General features: G+C 50.2%; 21 protein-coding genes. 16 read left to right on the top strand and 5 right to left on the bottom strand.

Annotation, left to right across the window (positions count from 1 at the left end; genetic code table 11):
* Positions 1–17 precede the first annotated feature (17 nt).
* Positions 18–1085 carry an A/G-specific adenine glycosylase gene (mutY, locus tag PCO85_05775; GenBank protein WJV54934.1) on the bottom strand — a complete coding sequence of 356 codons (1068 nt, stop codon included), beginning with the start codon at positions 1083–1085 and terminating at the stop codon, positions 18–20.
* A gap of 160 nt (positions 1086–1245) precedes the next feature.
* Between mutY and trmB the strand changes: the two genes are divergently transcribed.
* The 3 genes from trmB (at position 1246) to PCO85_05790 (ending at position 3118) form a co-directional block, all read left to right on the top strand.
* The gene (gene trmB, locus PCO85_05780; GenBank protein ID WJV54935.1) at positions 1246–1965 is read left to right on the top strand and encodes a tRNA (guanosine(46)-N7)-methyltransferase TrmB; all 720 of its coding nucleotides are present in this window, start codon (positions 1246–1248) and stop codon (positions 1963–1965) included.
* Positions 1965–2309 (top strand): YggL family protein, encoded by a 345-nt coding sequence (locus tag PCO85_05785; protein ID WJV54936.1) that lies wholly within the window; start codon positions 1965–1967, stop codon positions 2307–2309. Before trmB ends, PCO85_05785 begins: the two co-directional genes overlap by 1 nt.
* 92 nt (positions 2310–2401) lie before the next feature.
* A complete protein-coding gene (locus PCO85_05790; protein WJV54937.1) occupies positions 2402–3118 on the top strand; it encodes a DUF2884 domain-containing protein in 717 nt (238 codons plus the stop codon).
* Positions 3119–3711: 593 nt separating this feature from the next.
* On the opposite strand, the gene PCO85_05795 is transcribed toward PCO85_05790, so the two are convergent.
* The 4 genes from PCO85_05795 to mutH form a co-directional block, all read right to left on the bottom strand.
* Complete coding sequence (locus tag PCO85_05795; protein ID WJV54938.1) at positions 3712–4752, bottom strand: NADP(H)-dependent aldo-keto reductase; 1041 nt, start codon at positions 4750–4752, stop codon at positions 3712–3714.
* 131 nt (positions 4753–4883) lie between these two features.
* Positions 4884–5102, bottom strand: a complete 219-nt coding sequence (locus PCO85_05800) for a YgdI/YgdR family lipoprotein (protein WJV54939.1) — start codon at positions 5100–5102, stop codon at positions 4884–4886.
* Positions 5103–5261: 159 nt separating this feature from the next.
* Positions 5262–5978 carry a TerC family protein gene (locus PCO85_05805; GenBank protein ID WJV54940.1) on the bottom strand — a complete coding sequence of 239 codons (717 nt, stop codon included), beginning with the start codon at positions 5976–5978 and terminating at the stop codon, positions 5262–5264.
* A gap of 83 nt (positions 5979–6061) precedes the next feature.
* A complete protein-coding gene (mutH, locus tag PCO85_05810; protein ID WJV54941.1) occupies positions 6062–6748 on the bottom strand; it encodes a DNA mismatch repair endonuclease MutH in 687 nt (228 codons plus the stop codon).
* A 188-nt stretch (positions 6749–6936) separates the two neighbouring features.
* Between mutH and PCO85_05815 the strand changes: the two genes are divergently transcribed.
* The 13 genes from PCO85_05815 to recD all read left to right on the top strand — a co-directional run bounded on the left by PCO85_05815 (position 6937) and on the right by recD (position 26011).
* Positions 6937–7083 (top strand): hypothetical protein, encoded by a 147-nt coding sequence (locus tag PCO85_05815; protein ID WJV54942.1) that lies wholly within the window; start codon positions 6937–6939, stop codon positions 7081–7083.
* Positions 7084–7438: 355 nt separating this feature from the next.
* Positions 7439–7966 carry an RNA pyrophosphohydrolase gene (gene rppH / locus PCO85_05820; GenBank protein WJV54943.1) on the top strand — a complete coding sequence of 176 codons (528 nt, stop codon included), beginning with the start codon at positions 7439–7441 and terminating at the stop codon, positions 7964–7966.
* Positions 7967–7977: 11 nt separating this feature from the next.
* Positions 7978–10224, top strand: coding sequence for a phosphoenolpyruvate--protein phosphotransferase (ptsP, locus tag PCO85_05825; GenBank protein WJV54944.1), 2247 nt, complete (start codon positions 7978–7980; stop codon positions 10222–10224).
* A gap of 255 nt (positions 10225–10479) precedes the next feature.
* The gene (lgt, locus tag PCO85_05830; GenBank protein WJV54945.1) at positions 10480–11346 is read left to right on the top strand and encodes a prolipoprotein diacylglyceryl transferase; all 867 of its coding nucleotides are present in this window, start codon (positions 10480–10482) and stop codon (positions 11344–11346) included.
* A 30-nt stretch (positions 11347–11376) separates the two neighbouring features.
* Positions 11377–12171, top strand: a complete 795-nt coding sequence (gene thyA / locus PCO85_05835) for a thymidylate synthase (GenBank protein ID WJV54946.1) — start codon at positions 11377–11379, stop codon at positions 12169–12171.
* A 170-nt stretch (positions 12172–12341) separates the two neighbouring features.
* Positions 12342–12833 (top strand): prepilin peptidase-dependent protein, encoded by a 492-nt coding sequence (locus PCO85_05840; protein WJV54947.1) that lies wholly within the window; start codon positions 12342–12344, stop codon positions 12831–12833.
* Entirely contained in the window at positions 12827–13432 is a 606-nt protein-coding gene (locus PCO85_05845; protein ID WJV54948.1) for a prepilin peptidase-dependent protein, read from the top strand. Before PCO85_05840 ends, PCO85_05845 begins: the two co-directional genes overlap by 7 nt.
* Positions 13419–13868, top strand: a complete 450-nt coding sequence (locus tag PCO85_05850) for a DUF2509 family protein (GenBank protein ID WJV56006.1) — start codon at positions 13419–13421, stop codon at positions 13866–13868. Before PCO85_05845 ends, PCO85_05850 begins: the two co-directional genes overlap by 14 nt.
* Positions 13855–14256, top strand: a complete 402-nt coding sequence (locus PCO85_05855; GenBank protein WJV54949.1) for a prepilin-type N-terminal cleavage/methylation domain-containing protein — start codon at positions 13855–13857, stop codon at positions 14254–14256. The genes PCO85_05850 and PCO85_05855 overlap by 14 nt, the downstream gene beginning before the upstream one ends.
* Before the next feature lie 26 nt (positions 14257–14282).
* The gene (gene recC, locus PCO85_05860) at positions 14283–17696 is read left to right on the top strand and encodes an exodeoxyribonuclease V subunit gamma (protein WJV54950.1); all 3414 of its coding nucleotides are present in this window, start codon (positions 14283–14285) and stop codon (positions 17694–17696) included.
* A 17-nt stretch (positions 17697–17713) separates the two neighbouring features.
* Entirely contained in the window at positions 17714–20599 is a 2886-nt protein-coding gene (gene ptrA, locus PCO85_05865) for a pitrilysin (protein WJV54951.1), read from the top strand.
* Positions 20596–24165, top strand: a complete 3570-nt coding sequence (gene recB, locus PCO85_05870) for an exodeoxyribonuclease V subunit beta (GenBank protein ID WJV54952.1) — start codon at positions 20596–20598, stop codon at positions 24163–24165. The genes ptrA and recB overlap by 4 nt, the downstream gene beginning before the upstream one ends.
* Positions 24158–26011, top strand: a complete 1854-nt coding sequence (gene recD, locus PCO85_05875; protein ID WJV56007.1) for an exodeoxyribonuclease V subunit alpha — start codon at positions 24158–24160, stop codon at positions 26009–26011. The genes recB and recD overlap by 8 nt, the downstream gene beginning before the upstream one ends.
* The last annotated feature ends 1 nt before the right edge of the window (position 26012 follow it).

Raw genomic sequence — 26012 nt, forward strand, 5'->3', positions numbered from 1 at the left:
TATTCCTCTTTTATCGCTCAAGAATCAACGGATGCTGATCGTGGCTTAGCCAACTGACGTAACAACCGGTCTACCGGAGCGGCTACCCCGACGGACGGAGGCTGCGTTAAGTTATACCAAAGACCGGTGCCTTCATCCATGCAAGAACGATATGTCGCGGCATTGATCCATAACGGCACGATATCCAGATGAAAATGACTGAAAGTATGGCGAAATGCCACCCACTGCTGCAGCTGGTCTGTTTTTATACCACGTTGTCGCAACCAGCTCTCTAGTTCATCCCGATTATTGAACTGTGGAAAACAGAACAGCCCTCCCCATAATCCCATGGCCGGACGTTGCTCCAGCCAGACCGTATCATCCTGTTGCAGCAGTAAAAACCAGGCCGTTTTTTCTGGCAGTGCTTGTTTGGGTTTTTTGCCGGGATATTCCGTCCAACTGTGGTTGGCATAGGCGATGCAGCAATTATTCAGTGGACACAGCTCGCATTTTGGCCGGCTGCGAGTGCATACCATAGCCCCCAGATCCATCATGGCCTGATTGAAGCGGTTGACGTGCAGTGCCGGAGTGACATCCTCACTGATAGCCCATAATCGCTGTTCCACGTCTTTTTTCCCCGGCCAGCCAGCGACGGCATAACAACGAGCCAGAACGCGTTTTACATTGCCATCCAGAATAGGGTAGTGCTGTCCTAGTGCCAGCGAAAGAATGGCACCGGCGGTTGAACGGCCAATACCCGGTAAATCGGCGATGGCTTCAAACGTAGTGGGAAATATTCCACCATGCTTTGTCGCGATAATCTGGGCGGCTTTATGCAGATTACGGGCGCGGGCGTAATAACCTAACCCGGTCCATAAATGCAGCACTTCGTCCAACGGTGCCGTTGCCAGCGCGGTTACATCGGGAAACTTTGCCATGAACCGCTGAAAATAAGGAATAACGGTAGTCACCTGAGTCTGCTGTAACATTACTTCTGACAGCCAGACTTTATACGGCGTTTTTTCCAGTTGCCAAGGTAGGGTTTTGCGACCATATCGCTCATACCAATCCAGCACCTGTCGAGTGAACGGTTGCGTTTGCATCATTGAAATAGGGTATTATCCGGCAGGTGAAAATTTGATTGGGATTCCAGCACAGAGTGAATGCGCTGTAAACCGGAACTTTCCGACGCTGTTTACTTGCTAAACACCGGTATCCTTGCATAATGCGCGTTTCCTTAATGAAATCGGACTCACATAACGCACTATGATTAATAATGTCATCTCCCCGGAATTTGATGAAAACGGGCGTCCGCTGCGCAGGATTCGCAGTTTTGTTCGCCGCCAGGGACGCCTGACGAAAGGGCAACAACAAGCGCTGGATAACTTTTGGCCGGTGATGGGCGTGGAATACCAGGATGACGCACTGGATTTTACCCAGTTGTTCGGGCGTGATGCACCAGTAGTGCTGGAAATCGGCTTTGGGATGGGCGCTTCGCTGGTGACGATGGCAGAGCAGCATCCAGAGCAGAATTTTTTAGGAATAGAAGTCCACCGGCCTGGTGTGGGGGCCTGTCTGTCTTCAGCTCAGGATGCCAATCTCGGCAATTTGCACGTCATGTGTCATGACGCGGTAGAAGTGCTGGAAAAAATGATTCCTGATGGTTCCCTGTCGATGGTGCAGTTGTTTTTCCCCGATCCGTGGCATAAGGCACGACATAATAAACGGCGCATTGTGCAGGTGCCGTTTGTGGAGTTGGTGTTGCGTAAGCTTAAGGTCGGCGGCGTATTTCATATGGCGACCGATTGGGAACCTTATGCAGAACATATGCTCGAAGTGATGAGTTCAGTCACTGGTTATCGCAATCTTGCCGAGAATAATGACTATGTACCGCGGCCAGCTTCCCGGCCGTTAACGAAATTTGAAGCACGTGGCCAGCGTTTGGGGCATGGTGTCTGGGATCTTATGTTTGAGAGGATGAACTAATGGCAAAGAATCGTAGCCGTCGTTTACGCAAAAAAATGCATATTGACGAATTTAAGGAATTGGGTTTCTCAGTAAACTGGCGCTTCGCCGAAGGGACCGATGTTAATGGGATCGACCGTATACTGGATCAATTTGTGGACGACGTGATTGAACCAAACGGTCTGGCATTTGAAGGGAGTGGTTATCTGCAATGGGAAGGGCTGATTTGCCTGCAAAAGCAAGGTAACTGCACAGATGAACATCGCCAACAGGTGATGAGCTGGCTGAAAGATCATCAGTTGACAGAAGTAAGCGTTAGTGATCTGTTTGATATTTGGTGGGATTTGCCTGCTAACCTCGCTTAATCCTGCCTTTCTATCTGTCGGTCATCTCTTGTCTTTCAGACCGGAGATGACGCCTGTTGCCGCTTTTAGCGCTGTTTTTTCAGGAGAAAGATATGTTGCGTAGAATGACCCTCGGTATATTGATGTTGTTTGCCTGGCAAGCCCAGGCGAGCTATCAGTGTAGTGTCCAACCTCAGGATGACATCATCATTAGCCCGCAAAGTGTTAAGGTGGTGGGCGCTAGCGGTGATTTACAGTTTTCCCCGCAGGGAGACGTGATACAAAACGGAGTGCCGCTATCCCTTAATGCTTCCCAGCGCCAGCAGGCAAAATCGTATCAAGCGGCACTGCGCGAGCAGCTTCCGTGGATTGACAACGGTGCAGAGCAACATCTGGAGAAAGCAAATCAGGCACTGGATAAAGTGATTGTGCAAGAACTGGGTAGCGACAGTGGTGTGCGTAATCGTTTGACTGCGCTGGATACACAGTTGAAACAGCAGATGGAGCGTATTATTGAGCACCGTAGCGACGGTCTGACGTTCCATCATAACGCGATTAAGCAGGTAGAACAGGACGGTCGTCAGATTGTGCAGAACAGTCTGGGTGGGGTGTTGCAGGATAGTCTGAATGAAATGGGTGTTAAGCAAATGTCCAATGGCGGCAGTAATCCGTTGCAGGCGATAATGGGGAATCTGGGGGGGTTACAGAAAGCGATTCAAAGTGAATGGAACAATCAAGAAATGGATTTTCAGCGCTTTGGGCATGATGTATGTAGCCGTGTAACCACATTGGAAAAACAGCGCCAGACTCTTTTACAGTCAATTAAATAATCTTCTTCTGAAAAAGACGAGGTTTTTTATTTCTCGTCTTTTTATTATTCCTTTTTCCAAATTATATCCACACTGTTTCTTAAAAACCTTATCCTTTAATAATAATCTATTGTTGAAAATAATAGCGATTTTTTGATGGTATTAATATTGATGTCATTTTGTTTATTTGTTCATGTTTCGTCATAAAAGATAAAATAAATGGCTTTGATGGGCCACGTAATTGCGTGCCATTAACGCAACGGAAACTCGAAAAGTGACAAGTATATCAACCCATTAATTGAATTATGTATTAACCCTTGCACAACAAATAACAAGCACGATGGTATTTCGATGACGCGAATAGGAATAAACACTTTTCGCCAGGAAAACTACATGTTTTTAAATTGCCAGGGTGAATGTATAGATGAAAATTAATAAATCGTTTTTTAATCATTTTAATGAAATATCAGAACCCTATATTGCTTGAATATCAGGGAGATCGTGCGGCCAATGTAAAGGATGACAGTGCCAGAGTACCGTTCAGTATGGCGTTCTGACGGTAGATGCAGCATCATCTTTGTGAGAAGCGATGCTGCATGGTAAACCGATAAAGATCAAGGCGCCGGAATGGTGAAACGACAGTGGATCGCCTCCAGTTCGGCCAGTAATTCTGCATTTAATGTCAGATCCTGGCTGGCAAGGTTGATCTGCAGTTGCTCAATTGATGTCGCTCCCAGCAGTGTTGCCGCGACAAAGGGTTGTTGGCGGATAAATGCCAGTGCCATTTGTGCCGGATCGAGGCTATATTTCTGTGCCAATGCGACATATTCGGCAATGGCATGCTGGGTATGTGGGGCGGAATAACGGACAAAGCGACTAAACAGAGTATTACGCGCTCCTGCCGGTTTAGCGCCATTAAGATACTTGCCAGTCAGAGTACCAAACGCCAGACCTGAGTAGGCCAATAGCTCCACCCCCTCATGGTGACTGATTTCTGCCAGACCTATCTCAAAGCTGCGGTTGAGCAGATTGTACGGGTTTTGGATCGATACAATGCGTGGCAGGTCATGCTTTTCCGCCAGTTGCAGGTAGCGCATCACACCCCACGGTGTTTCATTGGATACGCCGACATAGCGGATTTTACCCGCCCGTACCTGCTCATTCAGGGCTTCCAGTGTTTCCAGTAGTGTTACTGTCGGTTTTTCATCACTGTATTGGTAGCTCAGCTTGCCGAAACAGTTGGTTTGCCGCTGCGGCCAGTGTAACTGGTACAGGTCAACGTAATCCGTATTTAGCCGTGTCAGGCTGTCATTCAGCGCATCACGGATATTTTTACGATCCAGTGCTTGCTGCGGGCGAATGCCATTATCGTTACCACGTGTCGGGCCTGCGACTTTAGTCGCTATGATGAGTTTTTCACGTCCACCACGGCTTTTCAGCCAGGAGCCGATATAACGTTCGGTCAGTCCCTGGGTTTCCGGGCGTGGAGGAACAGGATACATTTCAGCAGCATCAATCAGATTAACCCCGGCGGCAATGGCGTGATCCAATTGGGCATGGGCTTCAGATTCACTGTTTTGTTCACCAAATGTCATCGTGCCGAGACCCAGCACACTGACTTCTAAAGAACTGTGGGGAATACGGTGATATTGCATTGCCAGCTTCCTTTTTGTCTGAGAGGAGCAGGTGCTCGTCAAGGCACCTCAGTCTGACTATAACCAAGCCTCGTCAGAGGGGAAAGCGTCTTTACGTGTAATCTAGCGTATCGGACCAGGGCGCGTGGCGGTTAGCGTTCAATAATCTGGGAGATTTTGTTGCGGTTAATCTGGTGATGGTTGCCATTTTCATCAGTATAACTGAGCATCCCGGTGTTTTTATCCAATGTGGGTTTGCCTTTGGTTAACAGCATCTGGCCTTCCTGTGTGGCAATGACGTAGTCACTTGCACAGCCGGAGAGCTGAGTAATCAATGCCAGAGTGAGCGCCGTTTTCATCCAAACGTTCATGGTGGTGTACCTGTTGTTAACAGCAAAAAAACTGAAGGTTGTTCGACCAGTTTACCAAAGAGATTTGATGATTTAATTAGGATTAATGGAAGAAAATAACTGATATTTAGAAAAAATATGTCAGGAAAACGAGTATGTCCACCCGTTTCCCCGTGTTATTCAGACGGCTTTATCCGACTTTTTACCACGCACCAGATTTAGCGCTTCTACCGACATTGAGAAAAACATGGCGAAATAGATGTAACCCTTCGGCACATGGATGTCGAAACCCTCTAGTATCAGAGTGAATCCCACCAGAATCAGGAAGGCGAGGGCCAGCATTTTCACTGAAGGGTGACGCTCCACGAATTCACCGATAGGACGGGCAGAGAACATCATTACCCCAACGGAGATCACGACGGCAGACATCATGATAAACAGATGGTCAGACAAGCCGACTGCGGTGATCACCGAATCCAGACTGAAGATAATATCGAGCATCATGATCTGCACGATAGCGCCCCAAAACGAGTACACCATTGAAGCGTGATCTTTTGATCCTCCCTCAATGGTTTCATGAATTTCTTTGCTGGATTTCCATAGCAGGAACAGTCCCCCGGAGAGCAAAATCAGGTCACGGCAGGAGATTACATTTCCCATTACGGTAAACAGTGGGTTTGTCAGCCGGATAACCCAGGCGATGGAGGCCAACAGCCCGAGGCGCATTAACATCGCCCCAAGCAAACCGATGCGACGGGCCTTGTTTTGCCGCGCTTTTGGGAGTTTTGCGACAACCAGAGAAAGGAAAATAATGTTGTCGATACCCAAAACAACTTCCAGGATGGTGAGTGTACCTAACGCCAACCAGGCATTGGGATCTGCAATCCAATCGAACATCGTAACATTGCACCTTTAAACAAAACGTAAACAATAATTATACGCTGCCCGGTTAGTCTGGAGGCAATATAATGCGTGACAAATCAGAGTAAAAAGTGACGAGCCAGCAGCGGGGCGGTAAATGCTTTTTTTAAATAAAAACCACGAGGCAGTGTCATAATCGGCTGACCATACTCGCCGATGGCTTCTGTCAATGCCCGGCTATTAGCCGCTTTGGGGCGCAGTTGCAGCACTTCACCATGCCGTGCAGTAATGCTTTCTACCTTGCCCAGTACGATGAGATCCATTAGTTCTTCCCAGTCTTGTTTCAGTTTTTCCTCTTCTTCTGCATTGGGACTCCATAATAATGGTGCACCAATACGGCGTTCGGCCAGCGGAATATGACGCGCACCTTCAACCGGAATCCACAACACTCGCGCCAGTTTATAGCGCACGTGGCTGTTTTCCCAGGTAACGCCACTGTTGCCAGTTAGCGGTGCCACGCAAACGAAGGTCGTTTCCAATGGCCGCCCGGTTTCATCCACGGGAATGGTTTTCAATTCTATCCCTATCTGTGGAAAATCCGGTTCAGGCTTACTGCCCGCACTGGCTCCCAGAAAACGCTCCAACAGAACGCCGGTCCACCCTTTATCGTGTTTCAGATCGGCAGGTATCGGCAGTTGGGCCATGTTTGCCAGTTCTGCCAGGTTATAACCTGCCAGCGCACGGGCATGTTGCAGCAACTCCTGCTCATTCTCTGGTGGGATGTTGTGGATCGAAGGTGAATACATACCATTACCTGATTTTGATTAAAAAAAGCACACTCAGCGGTGATAGTAGAAAATAGATAACGCTAACCATGAATAAGAATAATAATAACATGATTCTGCTGGATTTTTTCTTGATGATATTTATCACTCAGCATATCACTATTAACTTGTGCACGGTAAGACACCGGGAATGAACAGGATTGCACACCATGTTATCCACAGTTTTTTGGGATAAGTGGAATAAGTTGGGATCACTGGTTCCATTTACAGCCTTGACGGCCGCTTTTTTTGCTGGTTTTGCCGGTTTTTTGTTTGATATTACCTCAGCGTCTGTGGATGAAATGTCCGTAGCGTGATATTTCACCGATTTTAGTGATCCGTTTTTTTTGTCAGGTTATACACGGGTATAAATGTGGTAGAGGATAGAAATAACATCATGAAATTAAAAAACTATTTTAAATTTTAACCGAAAGTACTTCTGCAAGAGAAAGAAGTTTTACTCACTTTTTCATGATGTTCTTCACAAAGATGTCCACAGAAAAAGTGAATAAACCGATACAATGACGCTTTGTATGTTTATAACTTTGATCTTATCTGTGAGTTACCGAGATTTTATTATAAAGTCAACGATGTTAAGCGGTGGTTTACCGTCTGGCGGGAGTGTGAAACAATCAGCTTATCTTTGCATTTTACGTTTATTGAGGTAGTCCGGTGATCGATGATGATGGCTACCGCCCGAATGTTGGAATTGTGATTTGTAATCGGCAGGGGCAAGTTCTCTGGGCTCGTCGCTACGGTCAGCACTCCTGGCAGTTTCCCCAGGGTGGGATTAACCCAGGTGAAAGTGCAGAACAGGCGATGTTCCGTGAACTGTTCGAAGAAGTTGGTTTGCGGAAGAAAGATGTCCGTATCTTGGCTTTCACCCGTAGCTGGTTTCGTTATAAATTGCCAAAACGTTTGGTGCGTTGGGATACAAAACCAGTCTGTATCGGGCAAAAGCAAAAATGGTTTCTGCTACAGTTAATGTGTAATGAATCAGATATCAATATGCAAAGCAGTAGCACGCCTGAGTTTGATGGTTGGCGTTGGGTGAGCTACTGGTATCCGGTACGTCAGGTGGTTTCTTTTAAACGGGATGTTTATCGGCGGGTGATGAAGGAGTTTATCACTCCAGTTATACAGTTACAGGAGAATGCTGCTGCCCGGATGTCATCAGGTTCCAGACGAAAAAGAGGATAATTCAGTACATCATGCTCACGCGTTTGCGAGAAATTATCGAGAAAGTCGCGGCTACAGCTCAACTGAATGATGCGCTGGATATTTTGGTCAATGAAACCTGTCTGGCGATGGATACAGAGGTCTGTTCCATTTATCTGGCCGATCATGATCGCCAATGTTATTACCTGATGGCGACCCGGGGGTTGAAAAAACCTCGGGGTCGCACTATTACGTTGGCTTTTGGTCAAGGTATTGTTGGTCTGGTGGGGCAGCGGGCTGAACCTATCAATTTGGCGGATGCGCAAAGCCACCCCAGTTTCAAATTCATTCCTGCGGTTAAAGAACAGCGTTTTCGCTCCTTCCTGGGTGTGCCAATAATCCATCGTCGTCAACTGTTGGGTGTTCTGGTTGTTCAGCAGTGTGAGCACCGCCAGTTTGACATGAATGAAGAATCTTTTATGGTGACGCTGGCCACTCAGATGGCAGCTATTCTGTCACAGTCACAAATGAAAGCGTTATTTGGACAATATCGGCAGACCCGTATAAAGGCACTGGCTGCCTCTTCTGGCGTGGCGATTGCTCCGGGTTGGCAAGATTGTAGCCAACCTTCGCTGGATCAGGTTTTCCCCACCTCCACTTTGGATACCGAACGGGAACGTTCCCGTTTACTCTTGGCTATTGAGGAGGCTACCGCCGAGTTCCGTCGCTTCAGTAAACGTTTCACCGCGGGTGCACAGAAAGAAAGCGCGGCGATTTTTGATCTCTATTCTCATTTATTGAATGACACCCGCTTGAAACGAGAGTTGTTTCAGGAAGTGGGGGAGGGTAACGCGGCGGAATGGGCAGTCAAAGTCGTTATTGAACGCTTTGCCGAGCAATTTGTTGTCCTGAAGGATACCTACTTGCGCGAGCGGGCTGGGGATTTACGGGCGTTGGGCCAACGTTTACTGTTTCACCTTGATGATAATGCCCAAAGTATTTCGCAGTGGCCGGAGCGCTTTATTCTGGTCGCTGATGAACTGACAGCGACGCTGCTGGCTGAACTTCCGGCGGAACGGTTGGCTGGCGTGGTGGTTTATGATGGTGCGGCCAACTCTCATGCGGCTATCCTGGTGCGGGCGATGGGGATTCCGACGTTGATGGGCGCTGATATACAACCAGAATTGCTACATCAGCGTATGCTGATTCTGGATGGTTATCGCGGCGAATTGCTGGTAGATCCGGAACCCGTGCTGATTCAGGAATACCAGCGACTTATCAGTGAGGAAGACGAACTGACCCGGTTGACTGAAGATGATATGGACCGTCCTGCCATGTTGAAAAGTGGCGAACGGGTAAACGTGATGTTGAATGCCGGGTTAAGTGCCGAGCATGAAAAACACTTTATTAATCAGGTTGATGGCGTTGGGCTATATCGTACTGAAATTCCGTTTATGCTACAGAACGGTTTTCCATCAGAAGAAGAGCAGATGGCACAATATGAAGGAATGCTGCGTCTCTATCCTTCGCGCCCGGTTATGCTGCGTACGTTAGATATCGGTGCTGATAAACAGCTACCGTATTTGCCCATTAGTGAAGAGAATCCTTGCCTTGGCTGGCGTGGAATTCGTGTCACACTCGATCAGCCTGAAATATTCCTGATTCAGGTGCGGGCGATGCTGCGTGCCAACGCTTATATTGGCAACTTGAATATTTTACTGCCGATGATTAACAGTCTGGATGAAATCGATGAGGCCCGAAGGCTGATTGACCAGGCCGCCAGCGAAGTGGAAGAGATGCTGGGCTTCCTACAACCTCGACCCCGTATCGGTATCATGATTGAAGTCCCGTCAGTACTGTTCTTGCTACCGCATCTATCTGCACGTATTGATTTTGTTTCGGTGGGAACCAATGATTTAACGCAGTATCTGTTGGCTGTTGATCGCAATAATCCTCATGTGGCATCGCTGTATGACAGCCTTCATCCGGCCATGTTGCAGGCATTACACATGATCATTACCACTTGTCAGCGCTATAGCCTGCCGGTTTCTGTGTGCGGTGAAATGGCGGGAGAGCCGATGGGCGCGTTATTGCTGATGGGGTTGGGCTACCGGACTTTGAGTATGAACGGGCGCAGTGTGGCGCGCGTGAAATACTTATTGCGACATATCGAGCAAGAAGAGGCGCAACTGCTGGCGAATAAAGTGTTGAAAGCACAAACGGCCAGTGAAGTGCGGCAGTGGGCCTCGATCTTCATTGAAGAGCGTGGCCTGGGAGGGTTGATTCGTGGTGGTCGTTAATCATTACCTGATATTTTCATATTAGGGGGGATGTGGCGATGCAGCGTCTGTCGGCACGGTTTTATCAAGCTCGTTTTTTAGCTTAGCCATCTTTAACTGAACCCATATTTTACAGATCTTTTCCTGCAACTGAGCCGCTTGTCCTGATGCGCTATGCTATGATGCGCAACCGCAGTGTGTGGAAGAATGTCGTTTCTTCCTCCTGTCTATCAAAAGCCCCGTAATCAGGGACAAAACAACGAGATGTGGTGATCGATGACGACGAACTATTTGGTATTTCCCAAGTTTGATCCGGTGATCTTTTCTATTGGGCCAGTCTCACTGCACTGGTATGGATTGATGTATTTGGTCGGCTTTGTCTTCGCTATGTGGTTGGCTGTACGCCGGGCAAACAAGCCAGGAAGCGGTTGGACGAAAGATGAAGTTGAAAACCTGCTCTATTTTGGTTTTCTCGGTGTGTTTGTTGGTGGTCGTTTAGGTTATGTGTTGTTTTATGCTTTCCCATTGTTCATCGAGAATCCGCTCTACCTATTTAAAGTATGGGATGGGGGGATGTCTTTTCACGGTGGGCTGATAGGGGTTATTACGGTGATGTTGTGGTTTGCTCACCGGACCAAACGCAACTTCTTTCAGGTTGCGGATTTTATCGCGCCATTGATTCCGTTTGGCTTAGGTGCCGGGCGTTTGGGTAACTTTATCAACGGTGAATTATGGGGACGCGTCACGACAGATACGCCTTGGGCAATGCTGTTTCCTGGTTCCCATAGTGAAGATATGGCGTTGGCCGCTACTAACCCCAAATGGCAGGCGATTTTTAATCAGTATGGCCTATTGCCCCGCCATCCTTCGCAAATATATGAGATGCTGCTGGAAGGTGTGGTGCTGTTTATCATTCTGAATATTTTTATCCGCAAACCACGTCCGATGGGAAGTGTTTCCGGTCTATTTTTGATCGGGTACGGACTTTTCCGTACTTTTGTCGAATTTTTCCGTCAGCCGGATGCTCAACTGGGGTTGTTCGACGGCATTATCAGTATGGGGCAAATTCTGTCCATTCCCATGGTGCTGGTGGGGATTCTGATGATGATATGGGCATATCGGCATCAGTCTGCAAAACAATAACGGCGATTATTAATCTTTAGACGAGGTTGTATGAAACAGTATCTGGAATTGATGAAAAAAGTGCTTGATGAAGGGACGCCGAAGAACGATCGCACTGGCACAGGTACACTGTCGATTTTTGGTCATCAGATGCGTTTCAATCTGCAGGACGGCTTCCCGTTGGTGACGACCAAACGTTGTCATCTACGCTCTATCATTCATGAGCTTCTGTGGTTCCTGAATGGGGATACCAATGTGGGCTACCTGCATGATAATAGTGTCACTATTTGGGATGAATGGGCCGATGACAACGGCGACCTCGGCCCTGTATATGGCAAGCAGTGGCGTTCATGGGGGGCGGCGGATGGTCGCCATATAGACCAGTTGGAGAACGTGCTGACTCAATTGAAACAGGACCCGGATTCTCGCCGTATTATCGTATCGGCCTGGAATGTTGGTGAGCTGGATCAGATGGCGTTGGCGCCGTGTCATGCTTTTTTTCAGTTCTATGTGGCTGATGGAAAACTGTCCTGTCAGTTATACCAGCGTTCTTGTGACATATTTCTTGGCCTGCCGTTCAATATCGCCAGTTATGCTTTACTGGTTCATATGGTGGCCCAGCAGTGTGACCTGGCGGTCGGTGATTTTGTCTGGACCGGGGGTGATACTCATCTCTACAACAACCATATGGATCAAACACATCTTCAGCTTGGTCGTGAGCCACGTCCACTGCCAAAATTGGTGATCAAACGTCGTCCGGCTTCACTGTTTGACTATCGTTTTGAAGACTTTGATATTGAAGGATATGATCCGCATCCCGCCATCAAGGCACCTGTTGCCATCTAATCCAGCTGTGCCCATCTGAACCGCCTTTAGGGCGGTTTTTTCACGTTTTTTTCCAGTCAATTACGCACCACTATTCCGCCGTTACCTGTTTGCAGAAAAACATTGCGTACTGCTTTGAAAAAGCAATACGCCGTTCTTTCGCTCCGGTCTTCGTCCTCTACACTGTGAGTATGAAAAAACGCAAAGGATGGCAGCAGGGGTTTACCCTGCCTGAATTATTAATGGTAATGACAATCGTAGGATTATTGGCCGGAGGTGGATTACACAGCTGGCTGGGATATCGTCAGGCATTAATACTGGAACAAGGCGCTCGGCAACTGCTGAGCTTTATTGCCCGCATTCAGGCTAATGCCTATTGGCATAATGAAACATATTCGGTTTGGATCAAACAGAGCGGAGATCGCTGGTGTGTTGGCAGTGGCCTGGAAATGCCGATCTGCCCGCCAGATAGCTCCAGGTATTACACTCGCTCAGCGGAGCACATTGATTTGGCAGAAACAACGGCAGATCAATTTTTATTTTATGGATTTCGCAATACAGCGCAATCCGGACATTTGACGCTGTCTAATCCCGCAGGGCGCGTGCGGTTGGTCATTTCGGTTCGGGGGCGATTACGGCTTTGCAGCGAATTTCAACCAGTGTTGGCGATCTCTGTATGCTGAACAACCATAACCATAATCAGTGCGGGCAAAGCGGCTTTACCCTGTTGGAAATGATGGTGGCTCTTGGTTTGAGTAGTTTGATTATACTTTCTACAGCACAGATTTATCCGGTGCTGCGTGCTCAGAGTCAGAATAGCGCACATTATTTCCGGCTGGAGCAGCTTCTCAGTCAGACATTATTCAGCATTGAAAAAGACATCCGCCGGGCCGGTTTCTGTGCTGGTACCTGTAGCGGCAGCGCATTAACCCTCATCCCGGATACGGTAAACCCGGCGCAAAACTGCCTGACGGTGGCTTACGACGTTAATCGTAATGGAAAATGGGATGAGACTGATCAGCCAGAGGCGGAATTTTTTAGTTACCGCTTACGTTCCGGCGCGCTGGAGATTCAAACCGGTAGACGCTTATGTCAGGGCGAACGCTGGGAAAAACTTCTCGACCCCGATGAGGTAACGATAACGCAGTTTCAGGTTCTGCCGCAAAGCGGCGGAGACAACACGCGCTATGCGATACAACTGGCGGGATATTGGTCGCGACGACCTGAGATTAAGCAGCAGGTTGGCCGTCTGGTCGTGAGGCTAAATGATGAAAAAGGATAGTCAGGTCGGAAGCAGCTCATTGTTGATGGTGATGTTACTGTTGATGATCGGATTGTTACTGTTGGGAGGATTACAGCGGCAACTAGATGCGGCTGTGCAAATAGGGAGTGATGAACAACAATATTGGCGGGCGTTCAATCGAGCGCTTTCGTCACTGAGTTGGGGGTTAAGTCTCGAGTGGCAGGGAGACCAAAGCGACTGGCAGTGTCAGCGGTTATCTGCGGAAATACTGCGGGTTTGTCTGCGACTTTCGCCGGAAAATGGCCGTGGCATTCTGCGGGGCGAGGGCGCGTTTTCGTCACAGACCACACCGTTATTGTTCTATCACCGGGTGGAAAGCCTGGCTTCAGCCACTGGGCTGGTCTTGCGCCCATTAGCTCAGGGATGGTTTGATTCCTGCCCTGAATCGCAGGAGAGTCAGTGTGCCAGTGAGTGATAGCGGATTGGCGTCGGCGCAGCAAGGGTTCAGCTTACCGGAAACACTGGTTGCGGCTTTGTTGTTTGCAGTTTCGCTGGCCGGATTATTGCAATATCATCAGGTGCTTCAACAGTTGTTGCAGCATCAATGGCAGCAGCGTCAGGCCTGGCGATTCGCACATCAGCAGCTAGATGTTTATGGCTCGGCCGCTGGGGAGGAGGTGCGGGTCACCTCATTGCCGTCAGGGTGGTCAATGACACTGACAGAGCAAGTCCGTACCCCGGCGTGTCGTAGCGTGACGGTAACCACAGTAACTCCTTATCGTTACCGGGCCGTACTTACCCGTTGGTTTTGCCGTATCGTAGCGGAAGATTCTTTGGGCGTGCAGACGCAAACTACACCTTAAATGGCAGTGGATAGTCAGGAGTCAGGATGTTCACGGTTTATCATTCAAATCGGCTGGATCTTTTAAAAGACGTAGCGGCAGCGTTGATCGCGAGGCAACCGTTGAGTAATCCCTTCCAGCAGGAAGTGATTCTGGTTCAGAGTCCAGGTATGGCGCAGTGGTTGCAGATAGAGCTGGCAAACAGTTTCAACATTGCCGCTAATATCCGGTTCCCTTTACCCGGCGTGTTTCTGTGGGAGATGTATCGCCTTTTGATGCCGGATATTCCGCCAGAGAGTGCCTTTAGTAAAGATGCCATGGCCTGGAAGCTGATGCATTTGCTGCCACAACATCTGGAGGATCCGGCGTTCACCCTGTTGGAACACTATCTACAAGAGGATGCTGACAAACGTAAACTGCACCAGTTGGCCGGGCGTATTGCCGATCTGTTTGATCAGTATCTGATTTATCGTCCTGACTGGATAACGTGCTGGCAACAGAACGAATGGGTAGCAGACATCGGCGATGCACAACAGTGGCAGGCTCCGCTCTGGCGTGCGCTGGTGGATTACACTCATCAACTGGGACAACCGCGATGGCATCATGCCAGTCTTTATGAACGTTTTATCGGTCTTCTGGCGGGTGCCGACGAATGCCCGCCGGGATTACCTGTGCGAGTATTTATCTGCGGTATTTCGGCGCTTCCCCCTATTTATTTGCAGGCGTTGCGGGCATTGGGACAACATATTGATGTCCATCTCTTGTTTACCAACCCATGCCGGGATTACTGGAGTGATATTCAGGATGAAACCTTTCTGGCCAAACTAAAGCGTCGACAACGGTTGCTGTATCAAAACAGCCAGATAACGACGATGAGTCGGCCCCTGTTTCGTCAGCCCAATCAGGCTGAATCCTTATTCAAGGCGAGTGGTGAGTCGAGCGTGGGAAATCCGTTACTTGCCTCATGGGGCAAGCTGGGGCGTGATCATCTCTATCTGCTGGAACAGCTGGATGAGGTGCGCAGTATTGATGCTTTTGTGGATATCGATGCCCATAATCTGCTTTCGACTCTTCAGCACGATATTCTTGATCTGGAAAATCGCAGCGTAATTGCCACCGATCAGGAGACATTGGACAACAGTCGTCAGAAGCGACAACTGTTGCCCGATGATTACTCGGTTTCTCTGCATGTCTGCCATAGCCCTCAGCGCGAAGTTGAGGTCCTGCATGATCAATTGCTGGCAATGATGGCCGACCATCCTGAATTGATGCCACGGGACATCATTGTGATGGTAGCGGACATTGACAGCTACTCCCCGTTTATTCAGGCGGTATTCGGGAATGCGCCTGAAAACCGCTACTTGCCTTTCTCTATATCAGACCAGCGAGCTCGCCATGCACATCCGGCCTTACAGGCGGTGCTCTCGTTGCTGGATCTTCCTGACAGCCGTTTTACTGCGGAACAGGTGCTGGCGTTGCTGGAAGTCCCGGCGCTGGCAGCGCGTTTTGGCATTGATGAAGACGGTCTGCGGCGGTTGCGGCTGTGGGTGGCCGAGTCGGGTATTCGCTGGGGGCTGGACGATGATAACGTTCGAGATCTGAACCTGCCTGCCACTGGTCAGCATACCTGGCGTTTCGGTCTGACACGGATGTTGCTCGGTTATGCGATGGATAGCCAGTCAGGAGACTGGCAAGGCGTATTACCTTACGATGAATCCAGTGGTTTGATAGCCGAACTGGCTGGGCAATTGGCCGAACTGTTGATGCAGCTTAGCCGGTGGCGGGAATGTTTGCGTCAAGCTCGTGAAATAGAGGCGTGGCAACCGCTGTGTCGTCAATTATTGGAGACCTTCTTTAAACCGGATGATGATACCGAAGCCGCGTTAACACTGATCGAAGAGCAGTGGCAAAAGATTATCAATATGGGAGAGCAGTCCCGTTACCCCGAGGTGGTTCCTATCACGTTGTTGCGGGATGAACTGGCCAGAAAGCTTGATCAGGCGCGTTTGAGTCAGCGTTTTCTCGCCGGGGCAATTAACTTTTGTACCCTGATGCCGATGCGTTCTATCCCCTTTAATGTTGTCTGCCTGCTGGGTATGAATGACGGCGTCTATCCGCGAACACTCCCGCTATTAGGTTTTGATTTAATGACCCGACCGGTTCGTCGGGGGGATCGTAGTCGCCGTGATGATGATCGTTATCTGTTTCTGGAAGCGTTGCTTTCTGCTCAACAGCGCCTCTATATCAGTTTTATCGGACGTTCAATACAGGATAACACCCGGCGTTTTCCGTCTGTGCTGGTCAGTGAACTGATGGACTATATTGCCCAAAGCCATTATCTACCGGGTGATGAGGATCTGGATATTGATGCCAGTGCAGACAGGGTAATAGCACATTTGTGGCATGAACATTCACGGATGCCGTTCGATACCGCCAATTTTATTCCAGATCCGGTTCCGCAAAGTTTTGCGGCGGAATGGCTGGCGGCGGCAGGCCGTCAGGGAGAAAGTCAGCCGATTTTTGATCATCCTTTACCGCATGAAACGTACCGCGAGATAACTTTGGATGATTTAAGTCGCTTTTACCGCCATCCGATAAAGGCGTTCTTCCAGATGCGTCTGGGGGTGAGTTTCCTGCTGGAAGGAAGTGACATGCAGGAAGAGGAACCTTTTCAGGTTGATGGTCTGAACCGTTATCAGATGAATATTCAACTGCTCAACGCCTTGATTAATGGTGGCGATGCTGAACGTTTGTATCAGCATGTTCGGGCGGCAGGAGAGTTACCTTACGGTGCTTTCGGTCAACTGTATTGGCAGACTCAGCAGGAAGAAATGGGTCAACTGGCCGCCAAGGTACGTGAAGAGTGGCGACCTGACCCGCTCGGTAGTCAGGAACTGGATATCGAGTTGGATGGCATACGGATAACAGGCTGGCTGACGCAGATTCAACATGATGGTTTGTTACGCTGGCGCCCCGGCAAGTTGGCGATGAAAGATGGCATGATGTTGTGGCTGGAACATTTAGCCTATTGCCTGATGGGTGGGCAGGGAGAGAGTCGTAGCTATGGTAGCCAGGATACCGGCTGGCGCTTCCCGGCTTTGAGTAGAGAGCAGGCGCGGGAGTCCCTGGCAGTGATGGTCGACGGGTATCAACAGGGAATGAATAAGCCTTTGTTATTGCTTAATCGGTCTGGCAGTGCCTGGTTGACGGAAGTTTATGATCGTGAAGCTGACCGTCTGTCGTCAGATGAAGCCATTCGGCAAAAAGCCCGGCTCAAACTGCTGGATGCCTGGCAGGGAAACCGGATGATATCGGGCGAAGGGGAGGATTATTACCTCCAGCGGATTATCCGTGTCATGGACAGTGAGCGGGTGGAGCAGGTTATTGATGCGGCGCAAACCTGGCTGTTACCACCAGTGCGTTTTAATCAGTACGGCAAGAAAGTGAGTATATCCACGTGAAGTATTTGGAGCGTTGCATGCGTAGACAGTATGTCTGGATCACCGGATTGTTGTTACTGATTTTCTGGCTTCCGATCAGTTGGGCCGATACCGGTTGGCAGGTTTTGCCGCAAACCATCAATAAAAGCGCCAACGATTTGCGGCAATATCAAGCGATCAAGCTGGACAATGACATGACGGTGCTTCTGGTTTCTGATCCGCAGGCAACCAGTTCTCTGGCCGCGCTGGCACTGCCGATCGGCTCATTGGATAACCCGAAGAGCCAGCCAGGATTGGCGCACTATCTGGAACATATGTTGTTGATGGGATCCAAACGTTATCCGCAGCCGGAAAGTTTGTCCGAGTTTTTGAAAAAACACGGAGGCAGCCATAACGCCAGCACCGCATCGTACCGTACCGCGTTTTATCTGGAAGTTGAAAATGATGCTTTGCAACCCGCGGTTGATCGCCTGGCAGATGCTATCGCGGAGCCTTTATTGGATCCGGTCAATGCTGATCGTGAACGCCATGCCGTCAATGCCGAACTGACTATGGCCCGTTCACGAGACGGATTGAGAATGTCACAAGTGAGCGCTGAGACACTGAACCCGGCACACCCCGGTTCTCGGTTCGCGGGGGGGAACCTGGAAACCTTGCGTGATAAACCAGGCAGCAATCTGCATGATGAACTGGTCCGTTTTTATCAGCGTTATTACTCCGCAAACCTGATGAAGGGCGTTATCTATAGTAATAAACCCTTGGCGGAAATGGCCAAAATCGCAGCGGAAACCTTTGGCCGTATTGCCAACCATCGAGCTCGTGTACCAGAGATTACGGTACCGGTTGTGACTGAAAAACAGCGTGGTGTCATTATTCATTACGTGCCGGCTCAACCACGAAAGCAGCTGCGCCTTGAATTCAGAATTGAGAATAATAGTCAGGCATTTCGAAGCAAAACAGATACCTATATCAGTTATTTGATTGGTAATCGCAGCCAGAATACACTTTCAGACTGGCTACAGAAGCAGGGACTGGTGGACTCGATCAACGCGGGTGCCAATCCCATAGTTGAGCGTAATGGCGGGATATTGACTATTTCCGCGAATCTTACAGATAAAGGACTGGCGCAGAAAGATGAGGTGATTGCCGCGATCTTCAGTTATCTGCACAGAATACGTCAGGATGGGATTCAGCCACGCTATTTTGATGAGATCGCGCATGTACTGAATGTGGATTTCCGTTATCCCTCGATCAATCGTGATATGGGCTATATCGAGTGGCTGGTGGATACCATGCTGCGTGTTCCGATTGAACATACCCTGGACGCGTCTTATCTTGCCGATCGTTATGATCCCAACGCTATTGCGGCAAGGTTGGACGGTATGACGCCACAGAACGCTCGTATCTGGTTCATCAGTCCGGATGAGCCGCATAACAGAATGGCCTACTTTGTTCAGGCACCTTATCAGGTCGACAAAATCAGGGCTGACCAGATAGCCAAATGGCAGCAACAAGAAAAGAGTATCAACCTGACGTTGCCTGCGGCCAACCCTTATATTCCGGATGATTTTTCGTTGATCAAGACGGATACCACGATTGATCATCCTAAAATGTTGCTGGAGCAACCCGGTTTGCGTGTGCTGTATATGCCCAGCCGCTACTTTGCGGATGAACCGAAAGCCAATATCACCCTACTGTTACGCAATAAAATGGCTGACGATACGGCGCGTCATCAGGTGTTGTTTGCACTGCATGATTATCTGGCCGGGTTGGCATTGGATGAGTTGAGTTATCAAGCATCGGTGGGCGGCATTGGTTTTTCTACCGGCAGTAATGGTGGAGTGGTTATGGAGACCAGTGGCTATACCCAGCACCTACCCGAATTATTGCAGTCGTTAATTGATGTTTACTCCTCGTTTATGCCTACGCAAGAGCAGTTAGCGCAGGCAAAGTCCTGGTATGTCCAACAGCTGGATGCGGCAGATAAGGCTAAAGCGTATGAACAGGCGATACAGCCGATACAGGCGCTGTCCCGTGTTCCTTACACGGAACGCTCAGAGCGTCGTCAGTTGCTCAGCGGCATACAATTGCAAGATGTAATGGATTATCGCAACGCGCTGCTGCAACAAGCTACACCGGAAATGATGGTGGTGGGAAACTTGCTGCCGGATGATGTGGTCCGTCTGGCGCAGAGCCTGAAAAGGCGTCTGGGCTGTGGCGGCGTCCAATGGTGGCGAAGCAAAAAAGTGAAAATTACCCAGGCTCAGCGTGCCACTCTGCAACAGGTGGGCAGCAGTACGGATTCTGCGCTGGCGGCGGTTTACATTCCGGCTGGCTATGATGAGGTACAGAGTATGGCCTATAGCAGTTTGCTGGGACAAATCTTGCATCCCTGGTTTTATAGCCAGCTCAGAACACAAGAACAATTAGGGTATGCGGTGTTTGCTACGCCGTTCTCCATCGGTCGTCAGTGGGGTATTGGTTTTCTGCTGCAAAGCAACAGCCGACAACCGGCTTATCTGTTTCAGCGTTATCAGAATTTTTATGCCACAGCCGGAGAACGCCTGCAAGCGATGGCTCCAGACGAGTTTGCGCAGAATAAACAGGGATTGATTAACGAATTGCGCCAGCGTCCGCAGACGCTGGATGAAGAAGCTGGTCGTCTGCGTAACGATCTGGAGCGGGAAAACTTTGCCTTTGACACGCGGCAAAAGTTGATCGAACAGGTGAACGCGATAACGCTCACTCAACTGGCCGACTTTTTTCAACAAGCGCTGAAACCGCAGGGATTGGCGGTGCTGTCTCAGGTTTCCGGTAGTCATCATGATAAGGCGGATTACGCGGCGCCTCAGGGATGGACAATCTATCCCGATGCGTCGTCGTTGCAGAAAACGCTGCCCATTGAGCAGGTGGAAAATAAATGACCAATGCGCCCCCACAATCACTGAATTTTTTCACGTTACCATTGTTTGGCGAAAGGTTGATTGAAGCCTCGGCAGGTACCGGAAAAACCTACACACTGGCGGCACTGTATCTGCGTTTATTACTGGGGTTGGGTAAAGAAGCGGCTTATCTGCGCCCGTTGTCAGTGGATGAAATTCTGGTGGTGACGTTTACCGAAGCGGCGACGGAAGAGCTGCGTGAGCGTATCCGTGAGCGGATTCATGAGCTGCGTTTGGCCTGTATCCGCCGTCAGAGTGATAACCCATTGATGATGCAATTGTTAGCGGAGATCCCGGAAGCGTCGAGAGCCGATGCCGCGGAAACGCTGTTGATGGCCGAACGGCAAATGGACGATGCGGCTATCTACACGATTCACGGTTTCTGTCAGCGCATGTTGACCAGCAATGCGTTCGAGTCTGGGGTGCTGTTTGAACAGGATCTGCTGGAAGATGAACAACCATTGCGTCGTCAGGCTTGTGCTGATTTCTGGCGTCGCTATTGCTACCCGTTGCCACTGGATATGGCGAGGGTAATCGGGACATTGTGGAGCGGGCCGGAAAAACTGTTGCAGGAGCTGACGCCTTATTTGCACGGTGATACGCCTGCGCTGCGCCTGCCGCCGCAGGAAAGTGAAACGTTGGTCGAGCGGCATCAGAAAATCATTGCCATTATCGACGGTTTCAAACAGCAATGGCGGGAATCTGCCCCGGAACTGGACGCGTTAATCAGTGCATCGGGTGTTGATAAACGGCGTTATAGCAGCCGTAATCGACCCAACTGGTTACGCAATGTGACCCAGTGGGCCGAGGAACAACCAACAGTAGACTATCAATTGCCCAAGGATTTGGCGCGGTTTGGCCAGTCAGAACTGAATCAGCGTACGGTCAAGGGTGAACCTCCATCACATGCGGTTTTTGATGCTGTGGATCAGCTTTTACAGCAGTCTCTGTCACTACGGGATTTGATGATTTGGTTGGCGTTGAAAGCGATCCGCCGCTCGGTACGTGAGGAGAAGCAACGGCGAGCCGAATTGGGGTTTGATGACCTGCTTGCCCGTCTGGATGAAGCGTTACAACAGGCCGGGGGAGAGCAACTGGCGCACGCTATCCGCGACCGTTATCCGGTGGCGATGATTGACGAGTTTCAGGATACGGATACCCAGCAGTATCGTATTTTTCGCACCTTGTATGCAGATCAGTCGCAATGTGGCTGGCTGATGATCGGTGATCCGAAACAGGCCATTTATGCATTCCGCGGCGCGGATATTTTTACCTACATGCGTGCGCGGGACGATGTGACCGCACATTACACATTGGACACCAACTGGCGTTCTTCCCCGGATATGGTGAATGCCGTGAACTGCCTGTTTCAGCGCGTCGATGCGCCATTTATTTTTTCGCAGATCCCTTTTATGGCGGTCAAACCGGCCGAGTCCAACCGCTCACTGGCCTTTGAGTATCAGGGAACCGTAAGTCCTGCATTGCAGTTCTGGTTAACGGGAACACAAGGTGTCGGTGTGAGTGAATACCAGCAGATAATGGCCCGACAGTGTGCATCTCAAATCCGTGACTGGCTGATGGCGGGGCAACGCCACGAGGCCTGGTTGGTGAACGGTGATAAACGCCAGCCAGTGCAGGCGGCGGATATTACCGTACTGGTACGGAGTCGGCATGAAGCAACCCTGGTGCGCCAAGCGCTTGGCCACCTGAATATTCCTTCTGTTTATCTCTCAAACCGCGACAGCGTATTTACCACACCTGAAGCCCGGGATGTGCTTTGGCTGTTACACGCCGTGCTGGCCCCGGAGCAGGAGCGGACACTGCGCAGCGCCATGGCCACTACATTGATGGGGTTAGATGCGCCAGCGATAGAGGCATTGAATCATAATGAAGCGGACTGGGATGCGTTGGTGGATGAGTTCGCAGGTTATCGTCTTCTATGGCAACAGCGTGGTGTGCTGCCGATGTTGCGGGCGTTGATGCGCCGTCACCAATTGGCTGAAAATTTGTTATCCAGTCGTGATGGGGAACGACGACTGACGGATATTCTGCACGTTGGTGAGTTGTTACAGGAAGCCTCTTCATCTCTGGACAGTGAACACGCACTGGTGCGTTGGTTATCGCAGCAGATCATGCAGCCCAATCCACAGGCGGAAAATCAACAGCTTCGTCTGGAAAGTGATCAGCATCTGGTACAAATTGTCACCATCCATAAATCTAAAGGACTGGAATATCCGTTGGTATGGTTGCCTTTTATCGGTAATTTCCGGCAACAGTCGCAGGGTCTTTATCATGACCGGGAAAGTTTTCAGGCACTGCTGGATTTGCAAAATAGTGAAGAGAGCCAGATGCTGGCGGAAGAAGAACGCCTGGCGGAAGATCTGCGTCTGCTTTATGTCGCGATGACCCGGGCCATTTATCACTGTAGTATCGGGGTGGCTCCGCTTTACCAGCGTTCCCAAAAGAAAGAGGGCGATAGCGACATGCACCAGAGCGCCCTGGGGTATCTGTTACAGAGGGGAATGCCTGCGGACGCCGCGGGGCTCATTGCCGAGCTGGATGGCATGGCAGCGGATGGCGTGGTCACCTGTCTGGTGAAACCGGAGGATGAGCAACCGTGGCAGCCACTGAGCGCAGACCAGCAGGAGTTGCAGGTACGCCAGAATACGCGCGTATTACGTGATGGCTGGCGGGTGACCAGTTATTCCGGATTACAGCAGCATGGTTCTTCAGTTGTGCAGGATTTATTACCCCGCCTTGATATTGAAGCCATGGGGGAGCGGCAGCAGGAGCCGGAGTCACAGTTAACGCCACATACTTTTCCCCGAGGTGCCTCGCCGGGCACTTTCTTACATGGCTTGTTTGAATCGCTGGATTTTACCCAACCCGTTGATGATGACTGGCTGATGACGCAACTACAGGCATATGGCATTGATGAGAGCTGGTGTTCAGTACTCAGACAGTGGATGGAAACCATACTGACTACCCCGCTGAATAAGGACGGTATTCAGCTCGCCGGGTTGGATAACGGACATAAGCAGGCAGAAATGCAATTCTATCTGCCCATTCAGCAAGCGATGCAGGCCAGAAATCTGGATAGCCTGACCAAGACGTTTGATCCTCTTTCTGCTCAATGTCCGCCGTTGGCATTCCAGCAGGTCAAAGGAATGCTTAAGGGGTTCATTGATCTGGTGTTTTGCTGGCAGGGGCGTTATTACCTGCTGGATTACAAATCCAACTGGTTGGGGGCCGATGCCAGCGCTTATACCCAGTCCGCGATGATGCAGGCGATGGCGGAACACCGTTATGATCTACAGTACCAATTGTATACCCTGGCATTACATCGCTACCTACGTCATCGGCTGCCTGAGTATGATTATCAGCAGCATTTTGGCGGTGTGTTCTATCTTTTTTTACGGGGTATTGACGCCACCTATCCCGGAAATGGCGTGTTTTTCTACTGTCCGCCACAGGGTTTGGTAGAAGGCATGGACCAACTATTCCAGGGGAAAGGCAGTGAGGGGGAACAGCGTGCCGGGCATGATTGATCTATTGGAAACCGCTTTTCAGCGCCAATTACTGCGTTCGCTGGATCTGCAATTTGCCAGAATGCTGGCAGATGATGATCAACCGCATTTGCTATTGGCGGCGGCCAGTCTGAGCCATCATGCCGGGGCAGGGCATGTTTGTTTACCACTGGCGCAATTGCATCCACGTGATTTTTTTGATGGGCGTGATCCAGAGCTGTCTCAGGCCGTATGGCAATCGGTCGGGGAGCCTGATACAGCGGCGTGGCATCGTCGGCTGTCAGTTTGTCCAGCGGTGGGCGATGGCAGTACAGCAACACCACTGGTACTGCAACACGGGCGGCTTTACTTGCAGCGTAGTTGGCAGAGTGAATGTCGGGTGGCGCAGTTCATTGCCAGTGATCGCCACGATCAGCCCGTTGATGAACAGGCTGTACGTCAGGTACTGGATAGTTTGTTTGGCATCGCTACATCGGAAACTGATTGGCAGAAAATTGCCGCTGCGGTGGCGCTGACACGGCGTATCACTGTGATTTCCGGTGGCCCGGGAACGGGGAAAACCACCACGGTCGCCAGATTGCTGGCGGCGTTGGTTCAACTGCATCACGGTGCACGATTGCGCATTCAATTGGCCGCACCGACAGGTAAAGCGGCGGCGCGTTTGACAGAGTCATTAGGGTCGGCGCTGGGTGACCTGCTGCTCAGTGCCGGACAGCAACACGTTTTCCCGCAAGAGGCGACAACGCTTCACCGTTTGTTGGGGGCCGTACCGGATAGCAACCGGCTGCGTTACCATCAGGAAAATCCGTTGCACCTGGATGTTCTGGTGGTTGATGAAGCTTCCATGGTCGACTTGCCAATGATGGCGAGTTTGATAGCCGCCTTGCCCCTTCATGCCCGTGTCGTTTTCCTTGGCGACCGTGACCAGTTGGCTTCTGTGGAAGCCGGTGCCGTATTGGGTGATATCTGTCGCTCGGCCGAACAAGGTTATAGCCGCAGTCGCAGTCAGCAATTGTCCCGACTTACCGGTTGTCCGCTGACACATACTGCGATGGAGACACAGCGCAGCGTGGCAGACAGCATTTGCTTGCTGCGTAAAAGCTATCGCTTTGAGCAATCGTCGGGAATCGGTCAACTTGCCCAGGCGGTGAATGACGGTGATGAACTACAGGTGCAACGTGTGCTGCAACAAGGGCATGCTGATATTACCTGTCAACCGCTGTCTGATAATCAGGATTACCAGCAGTTGCTGTCTCAAGCTGTCGCCGGTTACCGTGACTACCTGACGCGTATCGGCGTCGGTGATACACCAGAAGCGATCCTGCGGGCTTTCCAGCGTTACCGTCAATTGTGCGCCCTGCGTGAAGGGCCGTTTGGCGTATCGGGACTTAACCCGCGAATTGAGCAAGCTTTACATCAGGCCGGACTGATACGACACAGTACAAATCCCACCAGCCACTGGTATGTGGGACGGCCGGTCATGATTGAACGTAATGACGCGGTACTAGGATTGTTTAATGGCGATATCGGTATCGCGTTGTTGAATGAGAATAACGATTTGCGAGTCTACTTTCAGTTACCAGATGGTAGTACCAAGTCCGTGGCTCCCAATCGGTTGCCGCGCCATGAAACGGCTTATGCCATGACGGTACATAAATCTCAGGGATCCGAGTTTGAGCATACGGCCCTGGCGTTGCCGAACCATTTCCTGCCGGTATTGACCCGGGAACTGGTTTATACCGCGATTACCCGCGCCCGCGAGCGTTTATCGCTGTATACGGACATACCTGTTTTGTGTCGGGCAGTGAAAACGCCGACTCTGCGTTACAGTGGATTAGCCGAACAGATTCAGATATTGATGACATGAT

Source organism: Prodigiosinella aquatilis (genome assembly GCA_030388725.1).
Lineage (GTDB): Bacteria > Pseudomonadota > Gammaproteobacteria > Enterobacterales > Enterobacteriaceae > Prodigiosinella > Prodigiosinella aquatilis.

Bases quoted from the DNA above. Each gene is read 5' to 3' on its own strand.
- mutY (WJV54934.1), bottom strand. From the start codon at position 1,085: ATGATGCAAACGCAACCGTTCACTCGACAGGTGCTGGATTGGTATGAG.
- trmB (WJV54935.1), top strand. From the start codon at position 1,246: ATGATTAATAATGTCATCTCCCCGGAATTTGATGAAAACGGGCGTCCG.
- PCO85_05785 (WJV54936.1), top strand. From the start codon at position 1,965: ATGGCAAAGAATCGTAGCCGTCGTTTACGCAAAAAAATGCATATTGAC.
- PCO85_05790 (WJV54937.1), top strand. From the start codon at position 2,402: ATGTTGCGTAGAATGACCCTCGGTATATTGATGTTGTTTGCCTGGCAA.
- PCO85_05795 (WJV54938.1), bottom strand. From the start codon at position 4,752: ATGCAATATCACCGTATTCCCCACAGTTCTTTAGAAGTCAGTGTGCTG.
- PCO85_05800 (WJV54939.1), bottom strand. From the start codon at position 5,102: ATGAACGTTTGGATGAAAACGGCGCTCACTCTGGCATTGATTACTCAG.
- PCO85_05805 (WJV54940.1), bottom strand. From the start codon at position 5,978: ATGTTCGATTGGATTGCAGATCCCAATGCCTGGTTGGCGTTAGGTACA.
- mutH (WJV54941.1), bottom strand. From the start codon at position 6,748: ATGTATTCACCTTCGATCCACAACATCCCACCAGAGAATGAGCAGGAG.
- PCO85_05815 (WJV54942.1), top strand. From the start codon at position 6,937: ATGTTATCCACAGTTTTTTGGGATAAGTGGAATAAGTTGGGATCACTG.
- ptsP (WJV54944.1), top strand. From the start codon at position 7,978: ATGCTCACGCGTTTGCGAGAAATTATCGAGAAAGTCGCGGCTACAGCT.
- lgt (WJV54945.1), top strand. From the start codon at position 10,480: ATGACGACGAACTATTTGGTATTTCCCAAGTTTGATCCGGTGATCTTT.
- thyA (WJV54946.1), top strand. From the start codon at position 11,377: ATGAAACAGTATCTGGAATTGATGAAAAAAGTGCTTGATGAAGGGACG.
- PCO85_05840 (WJV54947.1), top strand. From the start codon at position 12,342: ATGAAAAAACGCAAAGGATGGCAGCAGGGGTTTACCCTGCCTGAATTA.
- PCO85_05845 (WJV54948.1), top strand. From the start codon at position 12,827: ATGCTGAACAACCATAACCATAATCAGTGCGGGCAAAGCGGCTTTACC.
- PCO85_05850 (WJV56006.1), top strand. From the start codon at position 13,419: ATGAAAAAGGATAGTCAGGTCGGAAGCAGCTCATTGTTGATGGTGATG.
- recC (WJV54950.1), top strand. From the start codon at position 14,283: ATGTTCACGGTTTATCATTCAAATCGGCTGGATCTTTTAAAAGACGTA.
- ptrA (WJV54951.1), top strand. From the start codon at position 17,714: ATGCGTAGACAGTATGTCTGGATCACCGGATTGTTGTTACTGATTTTC.
- recB (WJV54952.1), top strand. From the start codon at position 20,596: ATGACCAATGCGCCCCCACAATCACTGAATTTTTTCACGTTACCATTG.
- recD (WJV56007.1), top strand. From the start codon at position 24,158: ATGATTGATCTATTGGAAACCGCTTTTCAGCGCCAATTACTGCGTTCG.